A 23,976-nucleotide genomic window follows, 5' to 3' on the forward strand; every position below is an offset into this window, starting at 1 on the left:
GACATCTCACTCCATGGCCGAATCCGGTGCGAGGTTGAGGGTTTCCCTAGCTTCCTGAGCGATATCGATAAGGGATCCCTTACCGGGTACGTGCCAGTATCGTGTTCCTTGCACCTGCTGGTCGTTTCCCATTGCTTCGCGCCGCATTGAGCGCACGAGCGTTGACGGGGCGTATGCCAAACCGTCCACGCTCCAGATCAGTGGCTTGTTCTTGTTGTTCTTCCAGACAGCTCTGGCACGCTTCGGGTCCTCTTCGATCCACCGCGGGAGCTGCCTACGCTCAGGGGTCGTGACTGGCCGAAACTCCAGAACGGTCCCGTCTTGGATTGACCCGGCATCGACAATCGCCCATACGGCGCGGGTAAGCTGGCCGCCCCTGGCACCCGGCTCCTGATCCACTCTAGATTCGGAGTCGCTCGGCGGTTCCTCTCCACTGAGGACTCGCTCGTATAGCCCCCTGGCTACCAGTTCAGCGCGCTCGATGGTACGTACCGTGGTGCTCAACTGGCTATTGCGGCCATACGCGCCGTCGACGACAACTACCATCCAACGCAGCGCCCTTCTGACGGTATCCGCGACAGCGTTGAAACGCGCACCCCAGGATTTCGCTGCATCAGGGCCCTCTGCGTCTATGTCTTCCGTGTTCATTGTCTGGAAGAGGACATGCGTTAGCAGCAAGTCGCCGTGCGCCGCGGCACTGCCGAGTCGACCCACTAGGTTCTCTTGCTCTTGGGCGAGTGACTCGCGCACCAACCTGAGTAGCTGGACACACCGCCATACGCGCTGCGCGCTTGGTTTGCTGCCGAAGAGAGGGCGGTAGTAGCGATTTTCCCAGAGAACTGATGCGTCGCGCTTGGCTCTTGCCGCGAACTCCGGGGAAGCGTGAGTAGCGGCCAGGGCGAGAGCGGCCTCTGTCATAGTGCAACCGTCGGCCGGGCTAGGATCTGGAACCCCGCGCTTAATGACGTAGTTGAGCCCGAGTGAAAGGGCGAAGTCATGCCGCAAGTCGAACTGTTCAGGTCGGCGAGAGCGGAAATCTCGTTCCTCGGTTGGATTTTGCGTGTTCGCCGCTACAGTAATTCGGTCACCGAACTCCGCAGGGGCATCTTCCAGGGAGATGATCCGTACGAGCAGACGTCCGCCGGCTGCCTTGGCGGGCTTCTGCTGTACTGCGCGGAACACCGCACTCACCGTTTGGGCGCCATTGATTACACTTGCACCTTCCAGGCGGAATCCCGCGTTTCCTCCAGTAGTTGGGGCGCCTTTTCCGTGCTTGCGAATTCGATCGCAGATCAGCGTGATTCCATTGCTCAAGTACCAGAAATGCTCCGGCTCCTTGACTAGAGTGGTTCGGATTTTCTCGTTCACATCGCTGACGTCGAGTGCATCCCGAATGTTGCGGGCAGTGAGATGGCGACCGTGCTGGCTGTACCACGCGGCTACCTCCTCGGTTGAGACGGTGCCGTAGTAGGCGAGGAGGGGATCCGTGACCCTTCCCACGCCGTGGATCTGAACATCGAGATCTACCTTGCGTTCGGCGTGCTCGCCGAGGATCTCGCGATGCAGATCCCGCAAGTTGATGATCTTGTAGTCCACCAGGTCATCATCCAGGTTGTGTTTTCCGATCTCTTCCTCCAGGAGGGCCCGAGTGTTGGGGTGGAGATCGGTACCGGTCACTAGAGCTAGTGCGAGAGTGACTTTGGGCGAGGGGCTGTTCAAGGCGGCGTCAAGTTTTCCGGCGTGCCGGTCAATCTTGCTTCCGAAACGATGGAACTCGAGCTCCAGCAGGTAGTCGAGGCCGCGGATGACGGCCGAGACGTCAGCCTCGCTAAATCCCGCCTCTCCCTTATCGCTCCACTTTGCCTGTACCAAGGTGACGTGCTGACGCTCGCCTCGCTCCTCGACTGCGACGGCATCGATACCGCGGTCTGTGTCGCAGTCGATCACAGCTCGTGCTGCATCCTCGTCAGAGGAGGAAGTCTCCAGTTTTACTGCCAGCGCGGCTACTGCTCGGCTCAGGAATGCTTGCTCCTCATCAGGGCGTCCCCCCCAATCCGACATATCGATCAACGGCCGGAATCGCTCGCTGAGCTGTCGTCTGAGATTGCGCACCTGAACCGGGTATGCCACCGACTCACTCCCTGGATCTCACGTTGGCCATCTAGTGCTGCCGGGTGCACCCAACCTGGCAGGAGCGCCCGCTGCAATGCCACCCTAAGGGTTGTCCCGTAACTGCCGGTCACGGGTGAGATGATCTTGATGTGGCTGGTGTGATCACGGCGTCGGAGCCGTCCTGGATAGCCTCGTTCACCGGGCTGAGCCCTCGTCTGTTCGGCAAGCTGGTGACCGTACTGCGGCGCGAGGGTGCGGATGCGGCCCGCAGGGGCCGGCCGTGGAGCCTCCCGCTGGAGGACCGGGCTCTGCTGGTCGAGGCCTACTGGCGCACGAACTTGACGATGCGCCAGCTCGCCCCGCTCTTCGGGGTGTCCAAGTCGGCAGCGGACCGCATCATCGACCACCTCGGACCGATGCTCGCACTCCAGCCCCGCAAGCGGTTCGCCAAGGACACCGTGCTCATCGTGGACGGCACCCTGGTCCCGACCCGGGACCACACGGTGGCGGAGCAGTCCAAGAATTACCGGTACTCGACCAACCACCAGGTCGTCATCGACGCCGACACCCGCCTGGTCGTCGTGGTGGGCCGGCCTCTTGCCGGAAACCGCAACGACTGCAAGGCGTGGGAGGAATCCGGAGCCAAAGCCGCCGTCGGCAGAACACTCGCGATCGCCGACGGCGGCTATCCCGGCACCGGGCTCGTCATGCCCCACCGCCGACGCAAGGGCGAAGGCCTTCCGGACTGGAAGGAAGCACACAACAAGTCCCACAAGCAGGTCCGCGCCCGCGTCGAGCACGTCTTCGCGCGTATGAAGACCTGGAAGATCCTCCGCGACTGCCGTCTCAAAGGCGACGGAGTCCACCACGCCATGCTCGGCATCGCCCGGATGCACAACCTCGCCCTCGCCGGATAGACGAGCGGCCCGTACGACGGCCAACCACACCCGAGGCAGCTCAGAGATCATTTACGGGACAACCCTTAGGAGAGCTGGGGTGAGGGTGGTACCCAGATGCGAGACCCAGGTGAGCTGTGCACGTCCCCCGTGGCTGCGGGGCGGTTGCTCCTGCCTGTCCTGCGTGAGCGGTGCGTGAGCGGACTGGGTGGGACAGGGTGGATTGGGCGGCACGTGGGTTGCAGGGCGTAGGTCTCTGACCTGGAGAAACGGGATTCGGCGGCACTGCCCAGCACCAGCCGGGATGATCTTGCGGGCCCTCGTAATGCGTAGGTCTCGGGTTCGAATCCCGAAGGCCGCTCCATGGTGAACCCCAGGTCAAGCCTTTGGCCTGGGGTTTCTCGTTCCGGATGACCTTGGAATCTCGGCAAATCGGGCAATGTCCGTCTGTGCACTGTAATGCGTAGGTCGTAGGTTTAGCTTCTGTGAGGAGATCGACGATCTAACGCTTTGACCTGGTCTTTTGTATGAGCCTAGGGGTGGATCAGGCTTGCGCGAAGGGGTCCCGGTGGACAACCGGTGGACATTCGTGCGTGACCCTCCATCAGGGGGCTCTTGCTGCCCCTAGGTTGATGGGTGAAATCAACCGGTCTCCGATGGGGTATTAGGCGTCGGCGGGATTGTCCGGTCCTGACAGATCTCACGTCCGGTTCCGGTCCTGGCGATGATTGGCCGTGAGCACACGCGATAGCCGATCGGGGCAAGGGTATCGAAGGAGCGGCTGCGTCGGTGCATCCGGGAGCGCCGTCGCGTTTCAGAGCGAGATCAGCTCATGAGTTCGCGTGACGCCATAACGTCGGCCGGTAAGGCCCTGATCGAGCTGTTCGGGCTGGCGCGCGAGCCCAGAGGGCATCGACATGGGCCCGTCCCTCGGACGCTGCGCTCGCCGCCGACCTGGCGCTGCCGGTCGTGGAGCTCAAGCTTACGGTCCGCTCGTACAACTGTCTTAAGCGTGAGGGCGTCCACTCCGTGGGTGAGCTTTTGGCGCGCTCCGAGGCCGACCTCACCACTGAGCCTTTTCCAACCTCACGCTGACGCGTGGTGAAGGACAAGGACGGCCTGGACGATCGCGGTGATGCGGTTGGTGCTGCAGCGGAGCTTCCGCAGGAGGCGCCAGCCCTTCAGGGTGGCCACCGCCTGCTCGCCGAGGCAGCGGATCCTGGCGTGGGTGGTGTTGTGGCGGCGCTTCCACCGCTTGAGGCGCCGGCCCCGAAACGGTACGCGGACGGGTCCGCCGGCGCTTTGGTACGCCTTGTCCGCCCAACATTTGAGTCCTGCTTCGGTGAGGGTTTCGATGATCCCGTGCTGCCTGGCGGCGGTCAGGTCGTGGGTTGAGCCGGGCAGAGCCGGCGAGGCCCAGAGCAGCCGTCCGAACGGATCGGTGAGGACCTGCACGTTCATGCCGTGACGCTTGTGCTTCCCGGAGTAGTACGGGGTGTCGGCGGCGATACGGTCGATCGGCAGCAGGGTGCCGTCGAGGATGACGAACGCCTTCTCCCGGATCGTCCGCATCGCCTCGGCCAGGGACGGGGCGAGACCGGCCAGGACCTCGACGGCTTCGCTTATGTAGCGGTAGCGATCCCGATGCCGAACCCGGCGGCCAGCTGGACGTAGGTGTCACCGCACCGCAGGTGGGCCAGTGCAAGCAGGGCCTGTCGCGAGGCGGGAAGGCGCCGCCAACGCGTGCCGATCTCCCGCCGCCTGGCCTTCAGCTGCCCGGTCAGGAACCGCAGGCTGCGGCTGGACAGATCAATCGCCGACGGGTAGACAAGCACGCGAAGCTCCTGACAGACATGGGTGATCTTGGTCGAGAACCCGTCTATCAGGAGCTTCGTCGTTGCGCAGGCCCGTCCAACTCGCGGTCATCACCGCCAGCTTGGAAAGAGCTCACTGCCTCGGCGCCGCGCTCGTCCGCCTGGAGATCAACGAGGGGGACCGCCGCGCTCACCGGCGCAGCACTCGACGTCGACCCGACCGCCCCGCCGTGTGACGAAGGCGCCCTGCTCCGCCGCCCCACCGCCCGTCCGATCCGCCTCCCTGAGTCTCCGCGAACGTCTCCGGCCGGTACGGTTCGCCTGCCGCACAGGCCACGCCCCGGCATCCGACGCGTGGCGCGATCGGCGGTGGCGGTCGATGATGACGGATCCGGGCAAGCGGCCGACGGGCCGTCAGCTTCTGCGCCATGATGAGACCGGATGTTCCGAGCCCGGTCCTCAGACATCCGGGTCCGCAGGGTCCAGCCCGTCATGGGTCGGCGGGAAGGGGGCGCACATGTCGCGAGTGGTGGTCTGCCATGGCATCGGCTATCAGTACAAGCACCGCGAGACCTGGCTGACCGAGTGGTATGACGCCCTGCGGGTCGGCCTGACGGACGCGGCGTTGCCGGTGCCTGAGGCCGGGGACGTCTCCGCCGTGTACTACGGCAGCTGCTACCGCGCCCGGGGCGGGAAGGGCAACGTGGACAACGAGCTGGCTGACATCCCGCCGCTGCGGATCGGGGACCTGAACGATCCACTGGAACTGGAGCTCCTAGAGGCGTTCGCCGAGGGCACCGAGGTGCCGGCGGCGGGCGGTAAGGGGCTCGGACAGATGGCACTGCGCCGACTTGAGCGGAGCGAGCGGCTCGGGCAGCCTGCAGGTCGCTCTGTCCTGTGGATGATCCGCCAGGTGCGTCGCTACCTGGACGCGAACGACACCGTGCGAGCCTGTGCGCAGCAGCGGTTCGAGCGGGTGGTGACCCCGGAGACCCGGGTGGTCATCGGCCATTCGCTCGGCTCGGTAGTGGGCTACGAGGCGCTCCGCGCCCACCCGGAGTGGAACGTCCACACCTTCGTCAGCGTAGGCTCGCCCCTGGGTATCCGGGCGGTGTACGACCGGCTGCTGCCGTCCTCTCCCGCCGCGGGTGACGGGATTTCGTCGGTGTCCCGCTGGGTCAACGTGGCGGCCAAGGACGACCCCGTCGCACTGGTGAAGCACCTGGGCCCGGTATTCGGTGAGGAAGTGGAAGACCGGCCCGTCGTCAACCTCCCCTGGTACAACGGCCGGAAGTACGCCTTCGGGAGCCACTCGGTCCTGCACTACCTCACCACTGCGGAGGTAGCCGAAGCGGTGGCGGGCGGGCTCCGCGCCGAGGAGCGGTGACGGCGCCGCCGCACCCGGCGACCCGGGCGGCGGGCCCGGTCCGGGTGGCGCTCGTCTGTGGCACGAGTGACTTCGGGAAGGGCCTGGATCCGCTGCCCCGGGTGCACGACGAGCTGCGGATGATGCGGGCCGTCCTGGCGGAGGCCGGGTACGCGATCCATCCCGAGCCGCGGATCAACCCGACCGCCGAAGAGGTGGCTCGCGGCTTGGAGCAGGCGCTGGACGGCGTCGACGGGGTGCCGCCCGACGTTCTGCTCTTCTACTACTCCGGCCACGGGGTCGCGTACGGAGACGGCGATGTCCTGCTCGCCACGCACCGCAACGCCCGGACCGAGCGGGCGTCCATGCTGGACATGGGCAAGCTGATGTCGTTGATCGTCCCGGACGCCCGCACCCCGCGGCCGTCCGAGGTGGTCATCCTGCTCGACGCCTGCCAGTCAGGGCTCGCGCTGCACCAGTTGGAGCGGGCCGCGACCGACCAGCGGAGCAAGGGGGTGCCGCTGCCGCTGCTTGGTCTGATCAGTTCCACCGACCGGGTCACCGACGCGCAGCAGCTCCATTTCGCTGACTCCTTCGCGGCGGCCCTGCGCGGCACACGGGCGGACGAGGATTCCGAGTACCTCGATTTCGGAGCGGTCTTCGAGCAGCTGAAGGCCAGGATGCAGGCGGGATCCGAGGACTCCGGCGCTCCCCAGCTGCCGGACAACGTACCGCCCAAGGAGCCGATCCGGGCCTTCCCCAACCCTCAATACCAGGCCCGTTCGGTACGGCGGCCTCCGGAGGCGAACGACTGGAGCGGCTGGGCCTTCTGCGGCCGTGCCGAAGCCGTGGGGAAGGTGGTCCACTACCTGGCCGTCGGTCTGTCGGCCGAGGCTGTGGAAGGCGCCTCGGACGCGGACGCCGACGAACCGCTGGTGGTCGTCGGGGGGTCCGGCTCGGGCAAGTCGGTCCTGCTGGACTGGGTGCATGCCTCGTCCCGGCGGCAGCCGCTGCCGGCCGGGCCCCGGGCGCCCGGCCCGGCGCCGGAGAGCTGCGTCGACCTGCTGCTGGACGTGCGCGGCCGGTCGCCGTCCTTCGTGGTCTCGAAGCTGGCCAACCACTACGAGACCGGCACTGCCCCGGACGACCCGGCCGCACTGGTACAGGCCCTCGGTGGCCGAGGGCTGCGGCTGGTCTTCGACTCGGCGGACGCCTGCACCGAGCCGGAGGCGCTGTACGGCGCGCTGTTGGCGCCGCTCGCCACTCAGCCGCAGACCCGCGTGGTGCTGGCTACCCGCGAGGTCCCGGCCGGCTTCGAAGGGCCCCTGATAGACCTCGACGTGCCGGACCGGCACCGCGCCACCGACATCGCCGCACTGGTCGGGCACGTGCTTCGCAACCGCAGGGGCACCACCTGGACTGACGCGGACCCCCGGTGGATAGACGACATCGCCCGGGACACAGCCGAGGCCGCAGACCGGTCCTGGCTCCGTGCCTATCTCTTCGCGGTCGACATGAGCGATCACGACCCCAGGACGGCGCGGGTGCAGGCCGAGCGGTCCAACGCCGATCTGTTCCTGGACCGGCTCAGCCGGCTCAGCCGCAGGCTGGACGACGATGATCCGCTGTGGGCGCGGGACCTGCTGAGGCCAGTGGCCTTGGCGCAGGGGGCCGGTCTGCCGGCGGACGGGCGGCTATGGGCCGCAGTGGTGCGGGCGGCCGGACGGGCGGACACGGACCCCGCAGATCTCGACCGTGTGTGCAGAGAGGCGAGGGACTACCTTGATGCCCCAGAGGACGGCATGAACAGTCACGGGTGGAGGTTCACCCACCCTCCGACGGCTGGCTACCTGACGGGTGCGGCCGACGAGCGCGCTGGCCATGAGTGGTTCGTGGCTGCCATGATCGAACAACTGCCCGTGCTGTCGAACGGACAGCGGGACTGGTCGAGCGCCGACCGATACACCCGGGACCATTTCCCCCACCACGCCCGGCTCGCCGGGCTGTTGGATGAGTGCCTGGACGACCCCGAGTTCCTGCTGGCGATGAACGGCGAGTCCCTGTACCGGGCCCTCGGCCTGACACAGAGGACCACGGACGATCGGGCCGCCCGGGTACGGTCGTTGTGCCACCGGCTACTGGGCGCGCAGCGGCTGTCCGACGGGCACACGCTCTCCCGGATGGCCCTCCATGCCCAGGTGCGAGGGCTCGATGAGCTCGCCCGACGGGCCAGCGCCCACGCGGAGGGCTGGCAGGCCGCGGTGGTGGACTACCGCCGTCCGATCCAGGACCGTTACACGGAGGTCCGGGATGCCCGGATCGCTGCGGTGCACTGCCTGCCCGACGGCGGAGAACTGGTCCTGACCGGATGCGGGCGGATCTTCCGGAGGCCGGGAGGAGCGGACGACACCTCCTGGCAGTCGTTCAGAGAGATGGCGCACCCGCCGCGGATTACCGCCTCCTCGGTGATTGATCTGGGTGGGCGGTTCGCCCTGTTCGCAGGCGAGATCGGCGGGCTGGTCTGGGTCCGGCGCCTCGACGACGGCCTGGAGCAGAAGATCGTGCCGCTGGACCTGACCTGCCACCTGGTCACCTGTGTCCAGGTGGGGGGCGACCTGCTCATCGCGGGGACCGAGGGGTGGCAGTGGCGCAGCGGCGGGAAGACCGGAGAACTCGTTGAGAAGCCGGGACTGCGGCTGGGCGGCGTCACCGCCGCGAGGCACCGGGGGGAGGTGAGGGTGGCCGGGCGCACGGCGTCGCAGGTCGCCGTCTGGCGCGGCGACGGGGAGCCGCTGGACACTTTTTCCCCGCCCCAGGTCCGAGGACTCGTCAAGATCATCTCATCTGAGCAGGGCATCTGGACCGGGGCCGGCGACGGCTCGGTCTGGTGGACGCCCTGGGACAGCCGGGAGCACAGGCCGATCGTCCAGCACACCAGCGGGATAAGCGAGTTGCGGCTGTGCACCGTCGGGGGCGAGCCGGTTCTGGTCAGCGCGGATGGGCACGGAGACATCCGGCTGACGCCGCCGACTGGAGGTAGGTCCCGTCGGCTCGATATCGGGCTCGACGTACATGCGCTGGACCTGCACCGCGATGGCGCGATCGTCGTGGGCACCAGCGAGGGCCTGGTCCGCATCGAGACTTGAGTCCTGACCCGGGTTCAGTTTCCGCCACTCGAGAGCACACGTGAGTACGAGAGAGCCGAGGAGTCGTGCGTGAATCACGAGGACCGGATGCCGCCCGCTGTCGGCCGGTCGAGATCGCTCGCCTACGAACTGGCCACGACGCTTCACGCGCTGGCTCAGGACCTGGTGACCGAGCCAGTAGATCCGGCCCGCGTGGAGTCGCGGCTGCGGCTGGTCATCGGCCTCGGCCACCGGGCCCTGGACAAAAGAATCCCTCTCCCCCGGCGGCCGTTCGACTACTCAGGGGATGCCATACCCCTCGGGCCAGGCGCCCTGCTGCTGGAATACCTGTCGCCGGGAGTCACCGGTCTGGGCGGCCTGCTGGCCGAGCTCGACCGCGACCTGGTGGCCGAGCTGGACCAACTGGTGACCAGGGCGGACACTCTGCCGGTGGACCAGGAGCAGGCGCCAACCTGGGGCAGGACGGTGGACGCGGTACCCGTACTGCTGGCACCGGTGTACGACTGGCATGTCATCGCCGGCGCGGACATCGCGTTCGATCCCCGTCTGGTCACGGCGGGACTTGGTGGCGACCCCGGCACCGTCCAGGTGACCTGGTCCCCGTTGCCTGACACTTCCGCGATTGAACAAGGGTTGCTCTCTGCCAGGGAGTTGGTGGGGTCCGCGGGACGGATCCGTCCCACCGATGTCCGCACCCGCGTCGACGTGCGGTGCGTGCTGAATCCCTCCCTGGTCACCGTGGACTCCTGTGCCCCGGCCGTCGCTCTCTGCTGGATCGCCGCTGAGGGCGGTCTGCCGGACCTCGGGGAGCTCGGTGTGCTCACCCTGGCAAACATCTCGGAGGAGGGCCTGTGGCTACCGCCGTCCGAAACCGAGAGGGCACTGGCAGCGGCCGCCGAGACCGGATTCGACGTGCTGTGGCGGGATGGGGACGGCTGGCGGATGCGCCGGGCCGGCACCGTCGAGGCCGACCCTGACCCGACGCTGCTGGGAGCGGCCCGGCTGCTGTGGGGCGAGGGCTGGCACGAGGCTGTGCGCCGCTGGGCACGCCGGACTCTGGACGCCCACGAGTGGCGAATCCTCCATTCGAACGGCGTGGTCGGCGCCGACCTGGCCTGGTCCGGTGCGCAGGACCCGCACGTGGTCGACTTCGAACGGTCCTCCTTCCTGTTCCGCCAGTTCTATCAGCGGCCGCTGTCCCGGGTAGTTCAGTCGGGGGCCCGCAACAGCGGGAAGACGGTCTGTGCCCAGCAGGTGGTGCGGAAGGTGGAGGCCGCCGGCTGGCAGACGGTGGTGCTGTCCCCCGGCAACCGCCAGGCGCCCCCGGACGGCGAACTGCTCGCCGTGGTCGGGGCTGCACTCACCGCCACCGCCGTCGACAAAGCCCGCCGCAAGGTGCTGGTGGTCCTGGAGGACCTGCACGCCCTGGAGGATGGCAACATCGGCGAGGCGCTGGAGTCCCTGGGCGAACTCAAGGTGGGTGTGCTCGCACTGACCCGCTTCGTCGACGGGGCCGCCCACCACTGGGACAACAGCGGGGTGACCGCCTATGTCACGGTGGTCCTGCCGGAGCAAGTCCCCGACCTGGCTCGCGCCATGCTCGGGCGCGACCCTGCGGCGTACGTGGTGAAGTCCGAGGACACGGCGGCGGTCGAACTGGCAGCCGAGGCATGCCAGGGTGACCTCCGTGTCCTGGCCGACCTGCTGCGGGAGGGAGGCACCGGCCGGACCGTTGCGGCGGCCACTGCGGCGAAGGGGGGCTCCGGAACGGAGCTGCTGCTGGCCCAGGCACAGGGGGTCTGGGACGCCCTTACCACCGAAGTCCGATCCGAGCTGGCTCTGCTGGCCGCGGTGTCGTGGTTGGACGTGGGGGTTCCGTCTGCGTATGTGGCGGCTGTCCCGGAGGAAGCCCGACGAGCGCTGGACGTCACCCTCCGCCAAGATGACGCGTGGATTCCCAGCACGGTGCAGGCCGAGGCAGTGCTCGCCTGCGCGAGCTTCAAGGAGACGACCGCCCGCGACGCTTTGCCCGACCTTCTGGAGGCGTACGCGGTCGCCCTCCTCATGGAGGACGACCACGAGCGAGTGTGTTCCCTGCTGCGCAACTGCGCCGCCTACGCGCCGGAGCAGCTTGCGGCGCTCCTGGACCGCGAACCGGTCCGTGCCGCGATCACCAACTGGTCGGCCCGCGCCCACCCGCGAACCGCCCTTTCCCTGCTGCGGTTGTGCCAGCGTCACAGCGAGTCGCACTGGATCGCCGCCGCGCTTCCGCCCGTGCTCAGGCGCATCCCAAAGACCTCAGACCTGGCGGTGCGCGACCTCACCGTCGTACTCACCGCACTGTGGGACCACGAGCAGCGGCTGTCGCAGGATGCCGTGGCAGACCTGGTCGCCTGGGCCGGGAAGCCAGACGGTGGTTTGGACGCCGTCCTCGCCCGCTCCTCCAGCCTCCAGGACCGCCAGCGCATGGTCAGCGCCCTGCTCAAGCTGGCCGGTGAGGGCACCACGCCCACTGCCACGGTCTGCGAGTGGTTGGAGAAGCGGGCCGAGGACCTGGTCCGCGACGCCGACCCGCGCCGCCACCGGGACCTCATCGCCATCCGACGCATGGACGAGGTCATCTTCAACCGGGCGGTGGAGGCCCGGAAGGACGACCCGCGCGCGGTGCTGCGGCCGCTGCTCCGGCCGGCGCAGGTCCTGCTGAACCGGCGCCCCACCCGGAGCACACCCTTGGCCGCCATCCTGTCCTGGCTGTCACTGCGGCTGCACTTTGACGGCAGCCGGGACTGGGACGCGGACATCGAGCAGTACCGGGCGCAGCTCCAGGCCGCGCTGGCGTACTCGGACGCCATCCAGATTAGCCAGGCCCTCAAGGACCTGGCGCGGAACAACCGCGGACTCAGCAACCGGCTACTCAATCAACTGAAGTTCGGCCACACACTGGTCCCCGTGGTGAAGGCGGCGACGCCAGCGGAGGCCTCCATCCTCATCTCGACTGTGCGCAACATCCACGCCGGCAGCCTGCGTACCCTGCTCTACCAGGAGAACCACGAGGGCAAACTGGTCGCCGACGCTGGCCTGGCCCGCGAACTGGCCAAGACGGCCGACGACCTCCGCGACGCGCGCGGCGCGGGCATGCTGCTCAAGAGCGTCGCCGACGTCGACGACCTGTACTGCGACACCGAGGAGCGGTTCAGCTACCGGCTGGCCTGCGAGCTGGGCCGAAAGTTCACCGAAAAAGCGATGGGGCGGGAGCGCCGGCCCGCGATCGTCTACTACCTGCTGCGCGGACTGTGGGAGGCTGGCGCGGACTACCGGGAAGACATGGAACAGACGGCGCTGGACCTCGTCGTCACCAACATTCACGCGCAGCGCGGTTCGGCCCGGCCCTGGGGCCCGCGCCTAGCCATGCTGCTGATTCAGGACGACTACTTCGGCCAGCGGTTCCTGCGGGCCCTGGAGCAGCGGCTGGACCGCCAGCTGCTGCGCAACCGGATGCTCCGGGTCGACCTTGCCCCGGAGAGCATGGTGCAGACCCACCGGCTGGGGCTAGCGGTGTTCCCGGACATCGGGAAGGACTTCGCCAGGAAGCTGCGCCCGGACCGGGCGGTGCGCAGGGAGTTCCTCAGCACCGCGAGCCATGCGGCGCAGAAGCTGCAGGTGCTGGCGAATACGCTGCGGGCAAGCGGGCAGCCCGCGCCGACCGCCCTGGTCCTGCAGCACTTCAGGGAGCAGAACCCGCGGTGGGACTGGGCGGAGCGGCTACGGGCGGACCGCCGAGTCGGGGCCTTCACCACCGCCCTCGGCCAGCTGCGGAAGATGGACCCGGGCAGCGCGGCGACGGCGGTGCAGAGCCTGAGCCAGCCGCACGCCGGCCAGGACCTGTCCCACCTGCGGGAGCTCGTCGCCCGCAGCGTGGTCCGTCCCTCGCTCACCGCCGAGCTGCTGAGCGAGCTGGAGCGCTGCCTGCCCGGACTCGGGAGGAAGGAGCTCGAGGCGCTGCGGAGCAGCAACCGGGGCCGCTGGCGCACGCTCGTCGAGGAGTTCAAGTTTGAGCAGGATCCGGTGACCCAAGGCGTGGTGGGGCGCCAGCTGGCTCGTCTCGGCGTGACCAACAGGACCGAGGAGAGCGACTGGATGCGGCCCCTGGTCACCGGCCGGTGGGAGTCGACCATGCACCTGCTGGCCAGCCCGCGGGCGGTCACCGAGATGCTGAACCTCGCCCATATTTGGGAGCCGCAGTGGGGCGAGCAGCTGGCCGCAAGCGTCAGCACAGCCCGGCTGCTCAGCAGGCTGCGGCTCAACCTCCGGGCGGACCTGCAACTGACACCGCGTCTGCTCCAGGCGCTGTCGTTGACCGGCCGCCGCGACGCCTACGATGCTGTCTTCGACCATCTTCTCACGCTGCCGGCCGACACTCTGGTGCACGCGGTGGGGCCGCACCAGGCCAGCCTGCTGCTCAAGGTGGTCGGCCAGACACATGGCTCCGTCGATTCCCTGGCCGAGGCTCTGGGGCGGCTCGTCGGACAGATCGCGGCCCGCCCGTTGGCGGTGGACGCCGAAGCACATTGGAAGGGCATCGGCTGGGCGGCCCAAGCGGTCACCGAGTGCGCCCGCCCGGCCCTCCTGCCGCCCGCCATCCCCGCGCTGGAACCCAACACCGCGGCCGACCCGGCCGCCATCGCGTGGGCCGCCGTGTGGCTGCCGCGCACGGAGTGGTCCGCCGCCGTGGTCGAGCGGGCGGTGTACGCGTACGAGGTGAGCGGCAGCACCCAGCAGTGGCACGCCCAGGACACCTGCATGGCCCTCATTGCCGCCGCGCGGGCGGGTCTGCTGCCGACGGACTGTCCGCTCGCCGACCACTGGCGTACGGCCGACGAGGCGAACCCTGCATTGCTCACTCTGCTGTGCCGGGAGGCAGACACCTCCCCTGCCATCGCCAACTACCTGGCCGCCCCGGAGGTTTCCCAGCGAATGCGGGAGGCGCTCACGGTGCCCGATCTCTCCCTGCACCTCTGCCACCGCGAACTAGCCGCCGCTGTGCGGCGCCTTTGTCCCGAACCCCCAGCCCTCGCTTCAAGCTCGGGTGACCTTGGCCTGTGACTTACCTTCCTGGGAGGGCGGCCGGACCGTGAACCGCACCGCCACCGGAGACTCCGGCCGCTGCGGAGGCACGGTTGTGCCGTGGGTGCGACCCCCGACCGGGCGGTCGGCTGACCAACCTATCGGCGCAAATACACGTCGCTCCTGGACATGACAGCACAGGGCCCGGTGGTGTTGTGGCTGGTGGCCGACGGCGCACGCTGGGCCTTCAACGCGAGCGTGGTCGCCAGGACACTACGGTTGACGCCCCGCACGACCGTCGACAGTGGCTATGGCGGTGCGAGACACCGCCATAGCCAGTCGACAGACACCAGGCGATTCCCATCCTCCCCGTACTGGAGCCGCATCGGAGAACGATCACCTGAATCGTCACCGACCCGCATCGTGCCGCCCCGCTTCGCCGTGAACTGCTTCTTCAGTGCTCCCCGGCATCGCGGCTGAGCTTGCAGATTCCGTGGTTGCCGATGGCTCCTGACCGCCTGATCTTGCAGCTTCGTACCCGCAAAGGAGTAAGAAAGTGATGGTTCTCCCTGATGACGTCGACCTCCCCGACCGTGACACGGTCCTCGGCCAAGCAATTCCCTTCGATCGAGCCCGCTGGATACCGCTGCTCCCGGATTCCACCTGGTGGCCGGCTGTGCTCGACGAGTGCCCGGATGTGGGCCGCTGGCCTCGGGTGGACCGGCGGGCCGTGTTCAGCACCGCCGGTCAGGTAAACACCGCCGAAGGCCGCCGCCACCTGCTCGTCGCCGCCTCGGTCTGGGGGACCGGCACCAAGGCGCAGTCGGTGAACTGGCGCGCACGCGTCTTCGAGCACTCCTCACCTGCAGACATCGACGCTCGACTCAGCGAGGCACTCGACGTGCTCCAGGCACGAGGCGCTGCGGACGCTTACTGGGCCTTCAACAACTACCAGCGGGTGCCGTGCCTGGGACCGGCCTTCTTCACCAAGGTGCTCTACTTCGCCGGGCACGACAGGGCCACAGCGCCGCCCCGCCCGGTCATCCTGGACAGCGTCGTCTCACGAGCCCTCCAGGCCGACGACGCTGTGGACACCGGCTGGCCGGAGAACGGCTGGACCACAGACCAATATCAGCTGTACGCGGACGGGGTACACGAGTACGCGCAGTCCCGAGGCGTACTGCCGGATCAAGTCGAAGCAGCTCTGTTCACCCAAGGCAAGCAGCTGCCCTGACTGCTGACTGTCCCGAGATCCGAGCCGACGGTGGCCACCTCGGTCACCAACGAGAGCACTTGAACTGGGGGAGGGGTGCCTTGTACGTTTGCTACAGATGGACACGGAGACTCCGAACTGATGCAATCGGGAGGGCGCCTCGCCGCCGCTAGAGGTCGCGCAATGCCGGTTGCGCCTCCATCCAGTGGACAGTCGGTGGACAGACGCCTTTGGACGGTGCAACACGAGGCGTCACGGGCCAACAGGTAGCATGTGCTCTGATCAGGCGAAACGTCACCACACAGCACGACGAGGTACCAGGCAACACGAACGCTTATGGCCTCGTAATGCGTAGGTCTCGGGTTCGAATCCCGAAGGCGGCTCCATGGTGAACCCCGGGTCGGACCTCTGGCCTGGGGTTCCTTATTTCGGGTGACCTTGGAATATCGGTAAATCGGGCACTGCCGTCTGCGCATCTCAATGCGCAGGTCAGAGGTTTGGTCCCTGTGACGAGATGGACGATCTAACGCTCTGACCTGCCCTTTCCCTTGTTTGTATGGGATGGATCACGCTTGCGGGAAGGGTCCCGGTGGACAACTGGTGGACAGCCACGCGTGACCCTCCATCAGGGGACCGTTGCTGGCCCGTGGGGCATGGGTGAAATTCACCGGTCTCCCATGGGACGACAGGCTTCGTCGGGACTGTCCGGTCCGGACAAATCCCACGCCGGCTCGGGTGGGCAGTGATTGGCCGTCAGTGCACGCAGTGACCGATCGAGGCAAGGGCATCGAAGGAACGGCTGGGTCGGTGCATGCGCGAGTGTCGTCCCATTTCAGAGCGCGATCAGCTCTTCAGGTTCGGTGCCAGGTCGTCGTCCGACCACAACCAATGGGGTGGCGGGCAGCGGAGTGTCCGTCGCCTGGACGCTCAGCTCTTCAGGAGTAGGTGCACGTGCGCGTACCCTCACCGGATCCGGACGGCGTCGTGTCGCTCGCCGTCTGCCATGGGCGGGGCAGGCCGGTGCTTCACGGCTTCTGCCCGGTCGGCCGGTCGGCGTAGTCCTCGACCAGGTTGTTGATGAGCACCAGGAGGGCGTTGGCTCGGTGGCGATCCTGTTGTTGGGTGCGGAGGGACTGGTGGGCCTCGCGGAGCCGGGTCAGGGCGGTCGGCTCGCGGTTCTGTACCGCTTCGAGCAGCGGGTCGGAGACCAGGTCCAGGCAGGCGCTGAGCAGTCGGCGGGTGGCCGGGGCCGGTGGGGCGGGGTCGGGGGCGGTGTAGGCGGTGGTCAGGTAGCGCGCGGGATCGGTGAGGCTCCAGCCGACGACGGTGCCGTGCTGGACCAGGAGCGCCACGTCCGGGGCGATGCCGATGGCGGCCTCCAGCGGTTCGTCGAGGACGTCGACGTCGCGCAGACAGGTCAGTACGGCGTCCTCGGGAGCGCGGCACAGCACCGTGCACATGTCCAGCCGGAAGTCCCGCACGTCATCCGCCATGAGCCCGCCCGGGCGTACCGCGGGCAGGACGGGGACGCGGGCGGAGATTTCGGCGTACGTGGACACGTATGGCATCTGGAATTCGGCCCCCACCAGTTTCCGGCTGTCCTGGTCGAAGCGGAGGATGTCAGGGGTGTCCCACAGCCAGTCCTGGCTGCCGAACGTGGCCGAGAGGGACCGCTCACGTTCCTCCGCGTTCGCGTCGTGCGTGACGTCCACGGAGTTGCCCGTGAAGCGCGGGGTGAGGGGCAACTGATCGGCCGTCACCGTTGCGTGCCAGTCGTCGCCCAAGGTCAGATTCATGGTCGATGCCACCTCATTTGATCTGCACTGCCGGAGCCATGTAGCCGTTCTTGGCTGGAATCCTGCCCTCCACCACGTCGGCGTGGGTGATCGGTCCGCCGGGGTCGGCGGGCAGGCCGCCCAGCGCCTCGGCCCCGGACTCGCCCTTGATGCCCGACGGACCGTATGCCGTGATGACATTGCCTCCTCCGGCGCCGCCACCCCTGGCCACCACGACGTCCTCACCCTGTCGGAAGATCAGGTTTCCGCTGCCCGCCGTTGAGTGGTACACCGCGTCCGGGTTCTTGAGGATCTCCAGGACCCGTTCGTCGCTGAAGCCGTGCCTGGTGTCCGCGTGATAGCCGCCGTCCTTCCTCATCCGGTCCCCCTGGGCTCTCTCGACGACCTCGTCCGCGGTCTTGATGGCCTTTTCCCGGGCCTGCTGGGCCTTCTCCTCCTTCGTGTACTTGGGCATGAGACCCAGCGGGTCGCACCCGCTGTACGGGTTGTCCACGTAGGCGACCGGGTTCGGTGCGGGAGCCAGGCCGAGAGGGTCCGGGGAGGTGTAGCGGCCGCTCTCTGGGTCGTAGTGCCGGAAGTAGTTGTAGTGGAGGCCGGTTTCGGGGTCGTAGTACTGGCCGGGGAAGCGGAAAGGGGTGTAGGTGCTGCTGTCACGGGCCCAGGCGGTGGTGCCCCACAGGGTGGCCCGGGTGCGCCAGGCGATGTCGCCCGTCTCGTCGACGAGCTCGGTCGGCGTGCCGATGAGGTCGGTGGCGATGGCGAAGAACCGGCGGTCGAGCTCATCCTGGCGGTCGTCGGCCGTGAGGATGCGCTCGGTCTGGGCCATGGGGACGTCGGCACGGTGGTCCCAGGTGACGGCGACCGTGTTCGAAACGTCCGGCTGGTGGCTGGTCTGCTCGCACAGGGTGAGGCCGTCCCAGGTCCGGGCGTGCCGCAGGACTGCCGTGACGGTGGGGGCCTGTCCACCCCGGGTCCGTGCGGGACCGCGTCGGCGGTGTGCCGGCTGCCGTCGTACCGGCGCCGGTCGTCGAACCCCGGTCTCCGATGAATATCCTGGGCCGCATGAACCGTTGGGAAGAACTGACCGGTGGGACGTCGGGAGAGGACTACGCTGCCCGGTTCGCCGCCCTGGCCGACAGCGGCAGGGACATGCACGGCGAGGCACGCCTGTGCGCCGCGCTGGCGCCCGCCGGGGCGCGGGTACTGGACGCCGGGTGCGGTACCGGCCGGGTCATGATCCGCCTTGCGGAGCTCGGGTACGACTGCGTCGGAGTCGACGTCGACGCCTCCATGCTGGCGGTGGCGCGCCGGCAGGCGCCGGAGCTGCCGTGGCTCCAGGCCGACCTGGCCGCACTCGACGCGGCCGCGCTCCCCGGTGCCACGGCCTTCGGCCTCGTCGTCGCCGCCGGGAACACCTTCCAGCTCCTTGCGCCGGGCACGGAGGCCGAGGTGGTCAGCCGCCTGGCCGCGACCCTGCGCCCGGGCGGCCTGCTGGTCGCGGGCTTCGGCCTGGACGAGGCGCACCTGCCGGTTCGCCCTGCGATCACCCTTGCCGACTACGACGCCTACTGCGCCGCGGCCGGTCTCACCCTCACCGACCGCTTCGCGACGTGGGACGCCCGTCCCTACGAGGGCGGCGGCTACGCCGTCAGCGTGCACCGGGCAGCTCTCGGCTGAGAGAGCCGGGCCCGGATCCCGAGGCCGGCTCCATGGAGCCGACCCTGACGGGGCAAGCCCGGCTCGGATGAGATCTGAGCCGGGCTCTCCAAGGGCCGCACCTGCCGCTCACTCCGTGCAGCCCATGGCCTTGAGACCTTCGGGGAGGTAGGCGGCGGCGAACGCCTCCAGCTCGTCGCGCTTCCCCGCGGTTCCGGCTCCCCCGAGGTAGAGGGTGAGGGTGTGGTTGCTCTTCTCGCCGCGGGCCGGGCAGGGGTTCATGGAGTGGAACCGGCCGTCGGAGATGACGGAGTCCCCCTGGACATCGGACCTGGCCGGGTCACCGGCCGGGTCCTTGTCCTTCTCCCGCTCCAGCATGTCGCGGGGCTCCTGGTCACGCCACTCCTCGACGACGAGGGCGGCGTCGCCGTCGACGGAGAGCGTGCACATCGAGGCGTCCTCGTCGACGGACCTGTGCCGCTCCTTCAGATTCTCGCCCTCCGGCAGGAGCGGTGCGAGCACCTCCGGGGCGATGGGCCGACCGCACACGGAGTCCGGCACGTCGTACCCGCCGAAGGCTGTGCAGGCGGTGGTCGGGGCGAGGAGGGAGAGCAGCGCGGCCCCCGTCAGTACGCCCCGCCGTCCGCTCGTCCTGGGGTCATTCACCCACTGCTCCGTTCGCCGTGTCGTTGCCGTTGAAGGCCGCTGTTCCGATGGCCTGCTGACGCGGATACTTGTCTTCCTCTCCCTCCCGGCACAAGGCGTGGTCCGGGTTCACCCTCGCCCACTCGTCGGAGAGGGCCGTCAGGTGGTCCTGGCGGATGGAGAAGTTCTGGCCCTTGTCCTCCTTCTTCTCACCGTCGATGCGTGCCTGCTCCTCGAGTTGCCAGGCGTACGCACCCGCATCCACCCCGCGCTGGACCGCATCACCCACCACCGGGATGAAGTTGGCCGCACCGCCGATGACGTGGTAGCCCCACTTCGCGGTCCAGGACGGATCGTCCGTGTCCGTCTCGATCGCGTGGTTGCGCACCGTCTCCATGAAGCCGATGGTCTGACCGGCCCGCTGGAGCTCCTCCACCGGGTCGCCTTTGTGCTCGGCGTGGATGTCGGCGACGATGGCCTGGTTGACGCCCTCCATGAGGAGGCCGTACGAGTTCTGGTCGCGCGCCACCTGCTTTGACACCTCCAAAAGGTGCCCGTAGTCCAAAGGCGCTTCATTCGTGTTGATGGCGCTCGCCGTCTGGTGCACCTCCGCCCCGTGGTTTCCGATCAGCAGCGCCATGTCGTCGCGCAGTTCGGGCGGGAAGTCGTCACCGCGCTCGGCAAGGCGTCTCAAAGTGCCGGTGAAGGCGTCCTTCTGGGCCTCGGTGTGCTCGTAGGAGTCGATGATGTGCGGCTCGTCGGGGTTGATCCCGGTGCCGGCCGCCAGCAGCGCCTTGCCCAGGGCGTCGCGGGACTGCACCGTCCCGTCGCCCCGGTCGAAGGGGTCGTCCTCGTCGTAGAACTCGCGCTCCGTCAGCAGGTAGTCGGCCATCTCGTCGCGGTTGAACAGCTCGGTCGCGAAGTCCGGGTTGTGTGAGACGGCCTTCAGGTAGCCGGCCATGGGGTCGCTGCCCGGAGCGCCGTAGTCGTCGTCCGGACCCTTGCCCGTGTAGTCGAGCTGGGATGCGATGAGGGGATTTCCCCACATGTCCGCCGGCTTGAAGGGCTTCTTCTCCGTCTCGAAGGAATGGAGGGCCTTGCCGTAGTCGTCGAGGAAGCCGCTGTCGAAGTTCCCCTTGACCATCAGGTTGCTCATGATCTGGAAGCCGTAGGGCCGGACCATGATCCCCTCGTGGCCGAAGTCCTTGGGGCCGGCGGCGATGATCTGCTTCTTCCACGCCTCCATCTCGGGGGAGTGGCTGTGCGAGGCGTTGGCCAGGGACATGCTGAGGTTCTGCTGGACCTCGCCGAGGAGTTCGGCCCGGTCGCCCTCCGGGGTCCTTCCCTGGCCGGGGTCGGCGAGGTCGCGCCAGAACTGGAGCGTGCCGTCGGCTCCCAGGCCGACCGCCAGTGCCTCGGTGAAGGCCGGGTTGTCGTTCTGGTACGCGAGGACCTCGTTGAACCGGGCGAGCTTCTCCTCGCTCCACTCGTCGACGTTCCCCTTGGCGATCTCCCTGCGCCAGTACTCCGCGTCGGCCCTGCCCTGCTCGCGGTCGGCGTTCTTCAGGCTGTCCGAGCCTTCTCCGGCGAAGTCGTACTTGTTCTTGGCGAGCTGGCGCAGGGCGCGGGCGGCGATGCGGTCGGTCTCGCTCGCTCCGGCGAGGATCTTCGTGATCCTGTTCTGTGCGATGTCCAGTTCCGCGTCCGTGGGCTTGTGGATCTCGGCGTCCCCGGCGACGCCCGGTGGGGGCACCGCAGCCACCACGCCGCCCTTGCCGTTGACGTAGATATTGCGCTTGGCCAGGTCGTCGACGGCCGTCTGCAGGTCCGCCTTGTGCTGGGTGAACGCGGTGTGGGCCCCGCTGAGGATCGCCAGCACGCTCTTCGCCTCGGCCGCCGCGTCCGAGAACTGCGCTGCGGTCTTGGTGACGAAGGCCCGGGACACCGTGGCGTTGTCGCCCTTCCAGTCGGCCGCGTCGGCCTTCTTCCTCAGATCCGCGGCGCTGGTCTCGCCGTTGCCGCCGGTCGCCAGCAGCTCCAGCTTGCCGGCCATGGTCTTCCAGTCGGAGACCGCGCTGTCGAGCGAGCCCAGGCGGAGGCTTCTCAACTCGTCCACGGTCATCGTGCCGGTCGCCATCGGTGTCGTCCCCATTCCTCTACTTCAGGAGTTCGTTCAGCCGCGACACGGTCAGCAGGTCTCCCGCCGCGTCCCGCATGCCCGTCTCGATGTCCACCTCGTCCTTTGCATGCTGGGCCCGGGTGAAGTCCAGGTGGTTGGAGATGTGGGCGCACGCCTCCTTCAGGGCCTGCTGCTGCGTGTTCCAGGCGTCGTGCATCTCGGTGAGTGCCGAGCCCAGGTCCAGACCGTCGTTGAAGAGCTCCACGGACGCGGTGAAGGTGCTCGGCCGCGCGTGGTCCGCGGCCACGCGGAAACCCTCCCGCAGGTCGTAGGCCATATTGCCCAGTGCGCCCAACTCGTCGTCACGGACGACCAGATCCGGGGCCCCGCCGCCGCCCGGTTCGTCGATCAGCCGGTTCAGCTGCATCTGCGCAGGCCCCCGTTGGGCGACCTCGTCCTTGACCTGCTCCCACTCGGTCCACGTCATGACGACCCCCTGCTGGACGTGTTCTGTCGTCGGTGTGCCGGGCCGTTGCCGACGCGGCGGTCTTCGAGGGCGCGGCCGTGCCGGGTGGACTCGGCCGGGGCGCCACCGCTCACGGACGCCCCTCCCTCACATCACGGAATCAGCCACCACCCTAACGAGTGGTTCCGGAGCGGTGCGGGACGGGAGGTCGCTGCGCCTGCCCGACGTACGCCGACGTACGCCGATGACGCCGAGGGTGTTCGGCCGCACGGAACACCCCTGCCGTGCGGGGCGTGTGCGGCCGCATCAGCCTCCGTGGGGACGGGTCTTGAACTCCACCGGACCCGTCCCCATACGGAACTTCCGGTTGGAGTAGAGGGTCGGCCGCGCCTCGACGCGTCGGCCGCTGTACTGCTCCACGTGCTCGATCCGGACACCCCCCTCGACGGTGAAGTCGACCATGGCGATCGCCACCCAGTACGCCAGGGCCTTGGTGCTGAACAGCGGGACGGTGACGGAGGAGCCGCCGCGCTCCGTCACGACCACCCGCGCCCCGTAGGACCGGAAGGAGCCGATGCCGTTCTCGACGGCGCTGTAGGCGCACAGCAGGACGTAGCCCTGGAGGTCCGGGCGCGTGATGGTGATGGTCTCCCGCCCCGGCGTCCGGGCGTCCCCGTCCAGGGCGATGAACGGTGGACCGGCGAGCGAGCCGAGGCTGCGGTAGTACACGACCAGGTCGGTCGCCTTCGGCCGCTTGCCGCGCTCGGTGACCAGGTGGCGGGGGACGGAGAGGGCGTAGAGGTCGAGGTCGGCCCCCGCCCGCCGGCGGCGCGCGCTGCCCCCGTCCCACTCCAGTGTCGCCGTGACGGCGGCACCGGGCTGGTCCTTGTGCAGCGAGAGCGTGTCGGAACCGGCCTTCGTGAGGACGATGTGCCGGGGTGCGGGCGGTGCGGGCGGCGGGATCGGTGCCGGGGAGGCCGGGGGCTGCGCCGCCGGCCGGCCGGTCGGGCGCGGCGGTGCGGCGGGAGGAGCCGCCGCCGGGGGCTCCGGTGCCGGGGGCCGCACCGTCGTGGTGGCGGGCGGTGCCGGGGGCGGTGGAGGCGTGGTGGCGGGCGGTGCCGGGGGCGGTGCGGCGGGGGAGGCGCCCGGGCCCGGGTCGTCGACGGCCACGCCGAAGTCCGTGGCCAGTCCGGCCAGTCCCGTGGACCAGCCCTGCCCCACGGCGCGCACCTTCCACGTACCGGCGCGCCGGTAGAGCTCGACCACCAGCGCCGCCGTCTCTCCGTCGGCCAGCGGCGGCGGTTCGAAGGTGATGCGCGCCTCGCCGCACTCGACCGAGGCCCGGGGTGTGCTCGCGGCGTCGAAGCGGTGGACTCCGCCCGCCGCGGTGTCGAGCGCGGCGACGACGCCGATGCGCTCCACGGAGGCGGGGACCGCCGCCAGGTCCGCGGTGATGGTGCGGTCCTCCAGCTTCACGCCCCCCTCGGCCGGATGGTTGAAGAAGACCAGGTCCTCGTCCCCGCGCACCCTTCCGTCCGGGCCGAGGAGCACGGCGCAGACGTCGATCTCCGCACCTGCCGAGGCGAGGTGGACCCGGCACGGTCCGGCGGGCAGAGGGGCGTTGGCGCCTTTGGCGAGGCGGATGTCCATCGGTGACCTCTCGTGTTTCTTGCGGGGAAGTGC

Annotated in this window: 12 protein-coding genes and 3 pseudogenes; 7 read left to right on the forward strand and 8 right to left on the reverse strand. The window is 68.6% G+C overall.

What is annotated here, in order from left to right; translation table 11 throughout:
* Positions 1–6: 6 nt before the first annotated feature.
* A complete protein-coding gene (locus ACGF15_RS21420) occupies positions 7–2,130 on the reverse strand; it encodes an AIPR family protein (protein ID WP_392801045.1) in 2,124 nt (707 codons plus the stop codon).
* A 131-nt stretch (positions 2,131–2,261) separates the two neighbouring features.
* On the opposite strand from ACGF15_RS21420, the gene ACGF15_RS21425 reads away from it, so the two are divergent.
* Complete coding sequence (locus tag ACGF15_RS21425) at positions 2,262–3,029, forward strand: transposase (RefSeq protein ID WP_392801048.1); 768 nt, start codon at positions 2,262–2,264, stop codon at positions 3,027–3,029.
* 811 nt (positions 3,030–3,840) lie between these two features.
* A pseudogene (locus ACGF15_RS21430) lies at positions 3,841–4,073 on the forward strand (DNA-directed RNA polymerase subunit alpha C-terminal domain-containing protein); the annotation flags it as partial.
* Between the two features lie 21 nt (positions 4,074–4,094).
* Here the strand turns inward: ACGF15_RS21430 and ACGF15_RS21435 are convergent.
* Positions 4,095–4,843 (reverse strand): annotated as a pseudogene (locus ACGF15_RS21435) (transposase family protein).
* A 496-nt stretch (positions 4,844–5,339) separates the two neighbouring features.
* Here ACGF15_RS21435 and ACGF15_RS21440 point away from each other — a divergent pair.
* The 4 genes from ACGF15_RS21440 to ACGF15_RS21455 all read left to right on the forward strand — a co-directional run bounded on the left by ACGF15_RS21440 (position 5,340) and on the right by ACGF15_RS21455 (position 15,632).
* Positions 5,340–6,209, forward strand: coding sequence for an alpha/beta fold hydrolase (locus tag ACGF15_RS21440; RefSeq protein ID WP_392801051.1), 870 nt, complete (start codon positions 5,340–5,342; stop codon positions 6,207–6,209).
* Positions 6,206–9,334: a caspase family protein gene (locus tag ACGF15_RS21445; RefSeq protein WP_345614349.1), complete on the forward strand. Its 3,129-nt coding sequence runs from the start codon at positions 6,206–6,208 to the stop codon at positions 9,332–9,334. Before ACGF15_RS21440 ends, ACGF15_RS21445 begins: the two co-directional genes overlap by 4 nt.
* A gap of 714 nt (positions 9,335–10,048) precedes the next feature.
* On the forward strand, positions 10,049–14,437 hold the full coding sequence (locus tag ACGF15_RS21450) for a hypothetical protein (RefSeq protein ID WP_392801055.1): 4,389 nt from the start codon (positions 10,049–10,051) through the stop codon (positions 14,435–14,437).
* 520 nt (positions 14,438–14,957) lie between these two features.
* Positions 14,958–15,632, forward strand: coding sequence for a hypothetical protein (locus ACGF15_RS21455; RefSeq protein ID WP_345614347.1), 675 nt, complete (start codon positions 14,958–14,960; stop codon positions 15,630–15,632).
* A gap of 1,004 nt (positions 15,633–16,636) precedes the next feature.
* On the opposite strand, the gene ACGF15_RS21460 is transcribed toward ACGF15_RS21455, so the two are convergent.
* Together ACGF15_RS21460 and ACGF15_RS21465 are read right to left on the reverse strand one after the other, a co-directional pair.
* Positions 16,637–17,407: a hypothetical protein gene (locus tag ACGF15_RS21460; protein WP_392801058.1), complete on the reverse strand. Its 771-nt coding sequence runs from the start codon at positions 17,405–17,407 to the stop codon at positions 16,637–16,639.
* A 13-nt stretch (positions 17,408–17,420) separates the two neighbouring features.
* Positions 17,421–18,329, reverse strand: a pseudogene (locus tag ACGF15_RS21465) (RHS repeat-associated core domain-containing protein); the annotation flags it as partial.
* Positions 18,330–18,469: 140 nt separating this feature from the next.
* On the opposite strand from ACGF15_RS21465, the gene ACGF15_RS21470 reads away from it, so the two are divergent.
* Entirely contained in the window at positions 18,470–19,084 is a 615-nt protein-coding gene (locus ACGF15_RS21470) for a class I SAM-dependent methyltransferase (RefSeq protein ID WP_392801061.1), read from the forward strand.
* A 108-nt stretch (positions 19,085–19,192) separates the two neighbouring features.
* Here the strand turns inward: ACGF15_RS21470 and ACGF15_RS21475 are convergent, their stop codons facing one another.
* From ACGF15_RS21475 to ACGF15_RS21490, 4 genes are all read right to left on the reverse strand, one after another.
* Entirely contained in the window at positions 19,193–19,729 is a 537-nt protein-coding gene (locus ACGF15_RS21475) for a hypothetical protein (RefSeq protein ID WP_362612187.1), read from the reverse strand.
* Entirely contained in the window at positions 19,722–21,860 is a 2,139-nt protein-coding gene (locus ACGF15_RS21480) for a hypothetical protein (RefSeq protein WP_392801064.1), read from the reverse strand. Before ACGF15_RS21480 ends, ACGF15_RS21475 begins: the two co-directional genes overlap by 8 nt.
* Before the next feature lie 4 nt (positions 21,861–21,864).
* Positions 21,865–22,314: a hypothetical protein gene (locus tag ACGF15_RS21485; RefSeq protein WP_392801067.1), complete on the reverse strand. Its 450-nt coding sequence runs from the start codon at positions 22,312–22,314 to the stop codon at positions 21,865–21,867.
* A gap of 285 nt (positions 22,315–22,599) precedes the next feature.
* On the reverse strand, positions 22,600–23,943 hold the full coding sequence (locus ACGF15_RS21490) for a TerD family protein (protein WP_392801070.1): 1,344 nt from the start codon (positions 23,941–23,943) through the stop codon (positions 22,600–22,602).
* Between the last annotated feature and the right edge of the window lie 33 nt (positions 23,944–23,976).

It is taken from the genome of Streptomyces sp. NPDC048001 (assembly GCF_043203115.1).
GTDB lineage: Bacteria > Actinomycetota > Actinomycetes > Streptomycetales > Streptomycetaceae > Streptomyces > Streptomyces sanyensis.

What these genes read in the sequence shown, in the direction of transcription:
- ACGF15_RS21470 (WP_392801061.1), top strand. Translation starts at nt 18,470, where the DNA reads ATGAACCGTTGGGAAGAACTGACCGGTGGGACGTCGGGAGAGGACTAC.
- ACGF15_RS21455 (WP_345614347.1), top strand. Translation starts at nt 14,958, where the DNA reads ATGGTTCTCCCTGATGACGTCGACCTCCCCGACCGTGACACGGTCCTC.
- ACGF15_RS21440 (WP_392801051.1), top strand. Translation starts at nt 5,340, where the DNA reads ATGTCGCGAGTGGTGGTCTGCCATGGCATCGGCTATCAGTACAAGCAC.
- ACGF15_RS21485 (WP_392801067.1), bottom strand. Translation starts at nt 22,314, where the DNA reads ATGACGTGGACCGAGTGGGAGCAGGTCAAGGACGAGGTCGCCCAACGG.
- ACGF15_RS21480 (WP_392801064.1), bottom strand. Translation starts at nt 21,860, where the DNA reads ATGGGGACGACACCGATGGCGACCGGCACGATGACCGTGGACGAGTTG.
- ACGF15_RS21460 (WP_392801058.1), bottom strand. Translation starts at nt 17,407, where the DNA reads ATGAATCTGACCTTGGGCGACGACTGGCACGCAACGGTGACGGCCGAT.
- ACGF15_RS21490 (WP_392801070.1), bottom strand. Translation starts at nt 23,943, where the DNA reads ATGGACATCCGCCTCGCCAAAGGCGCCAACGCCCCTCTGCCCGCCGGA.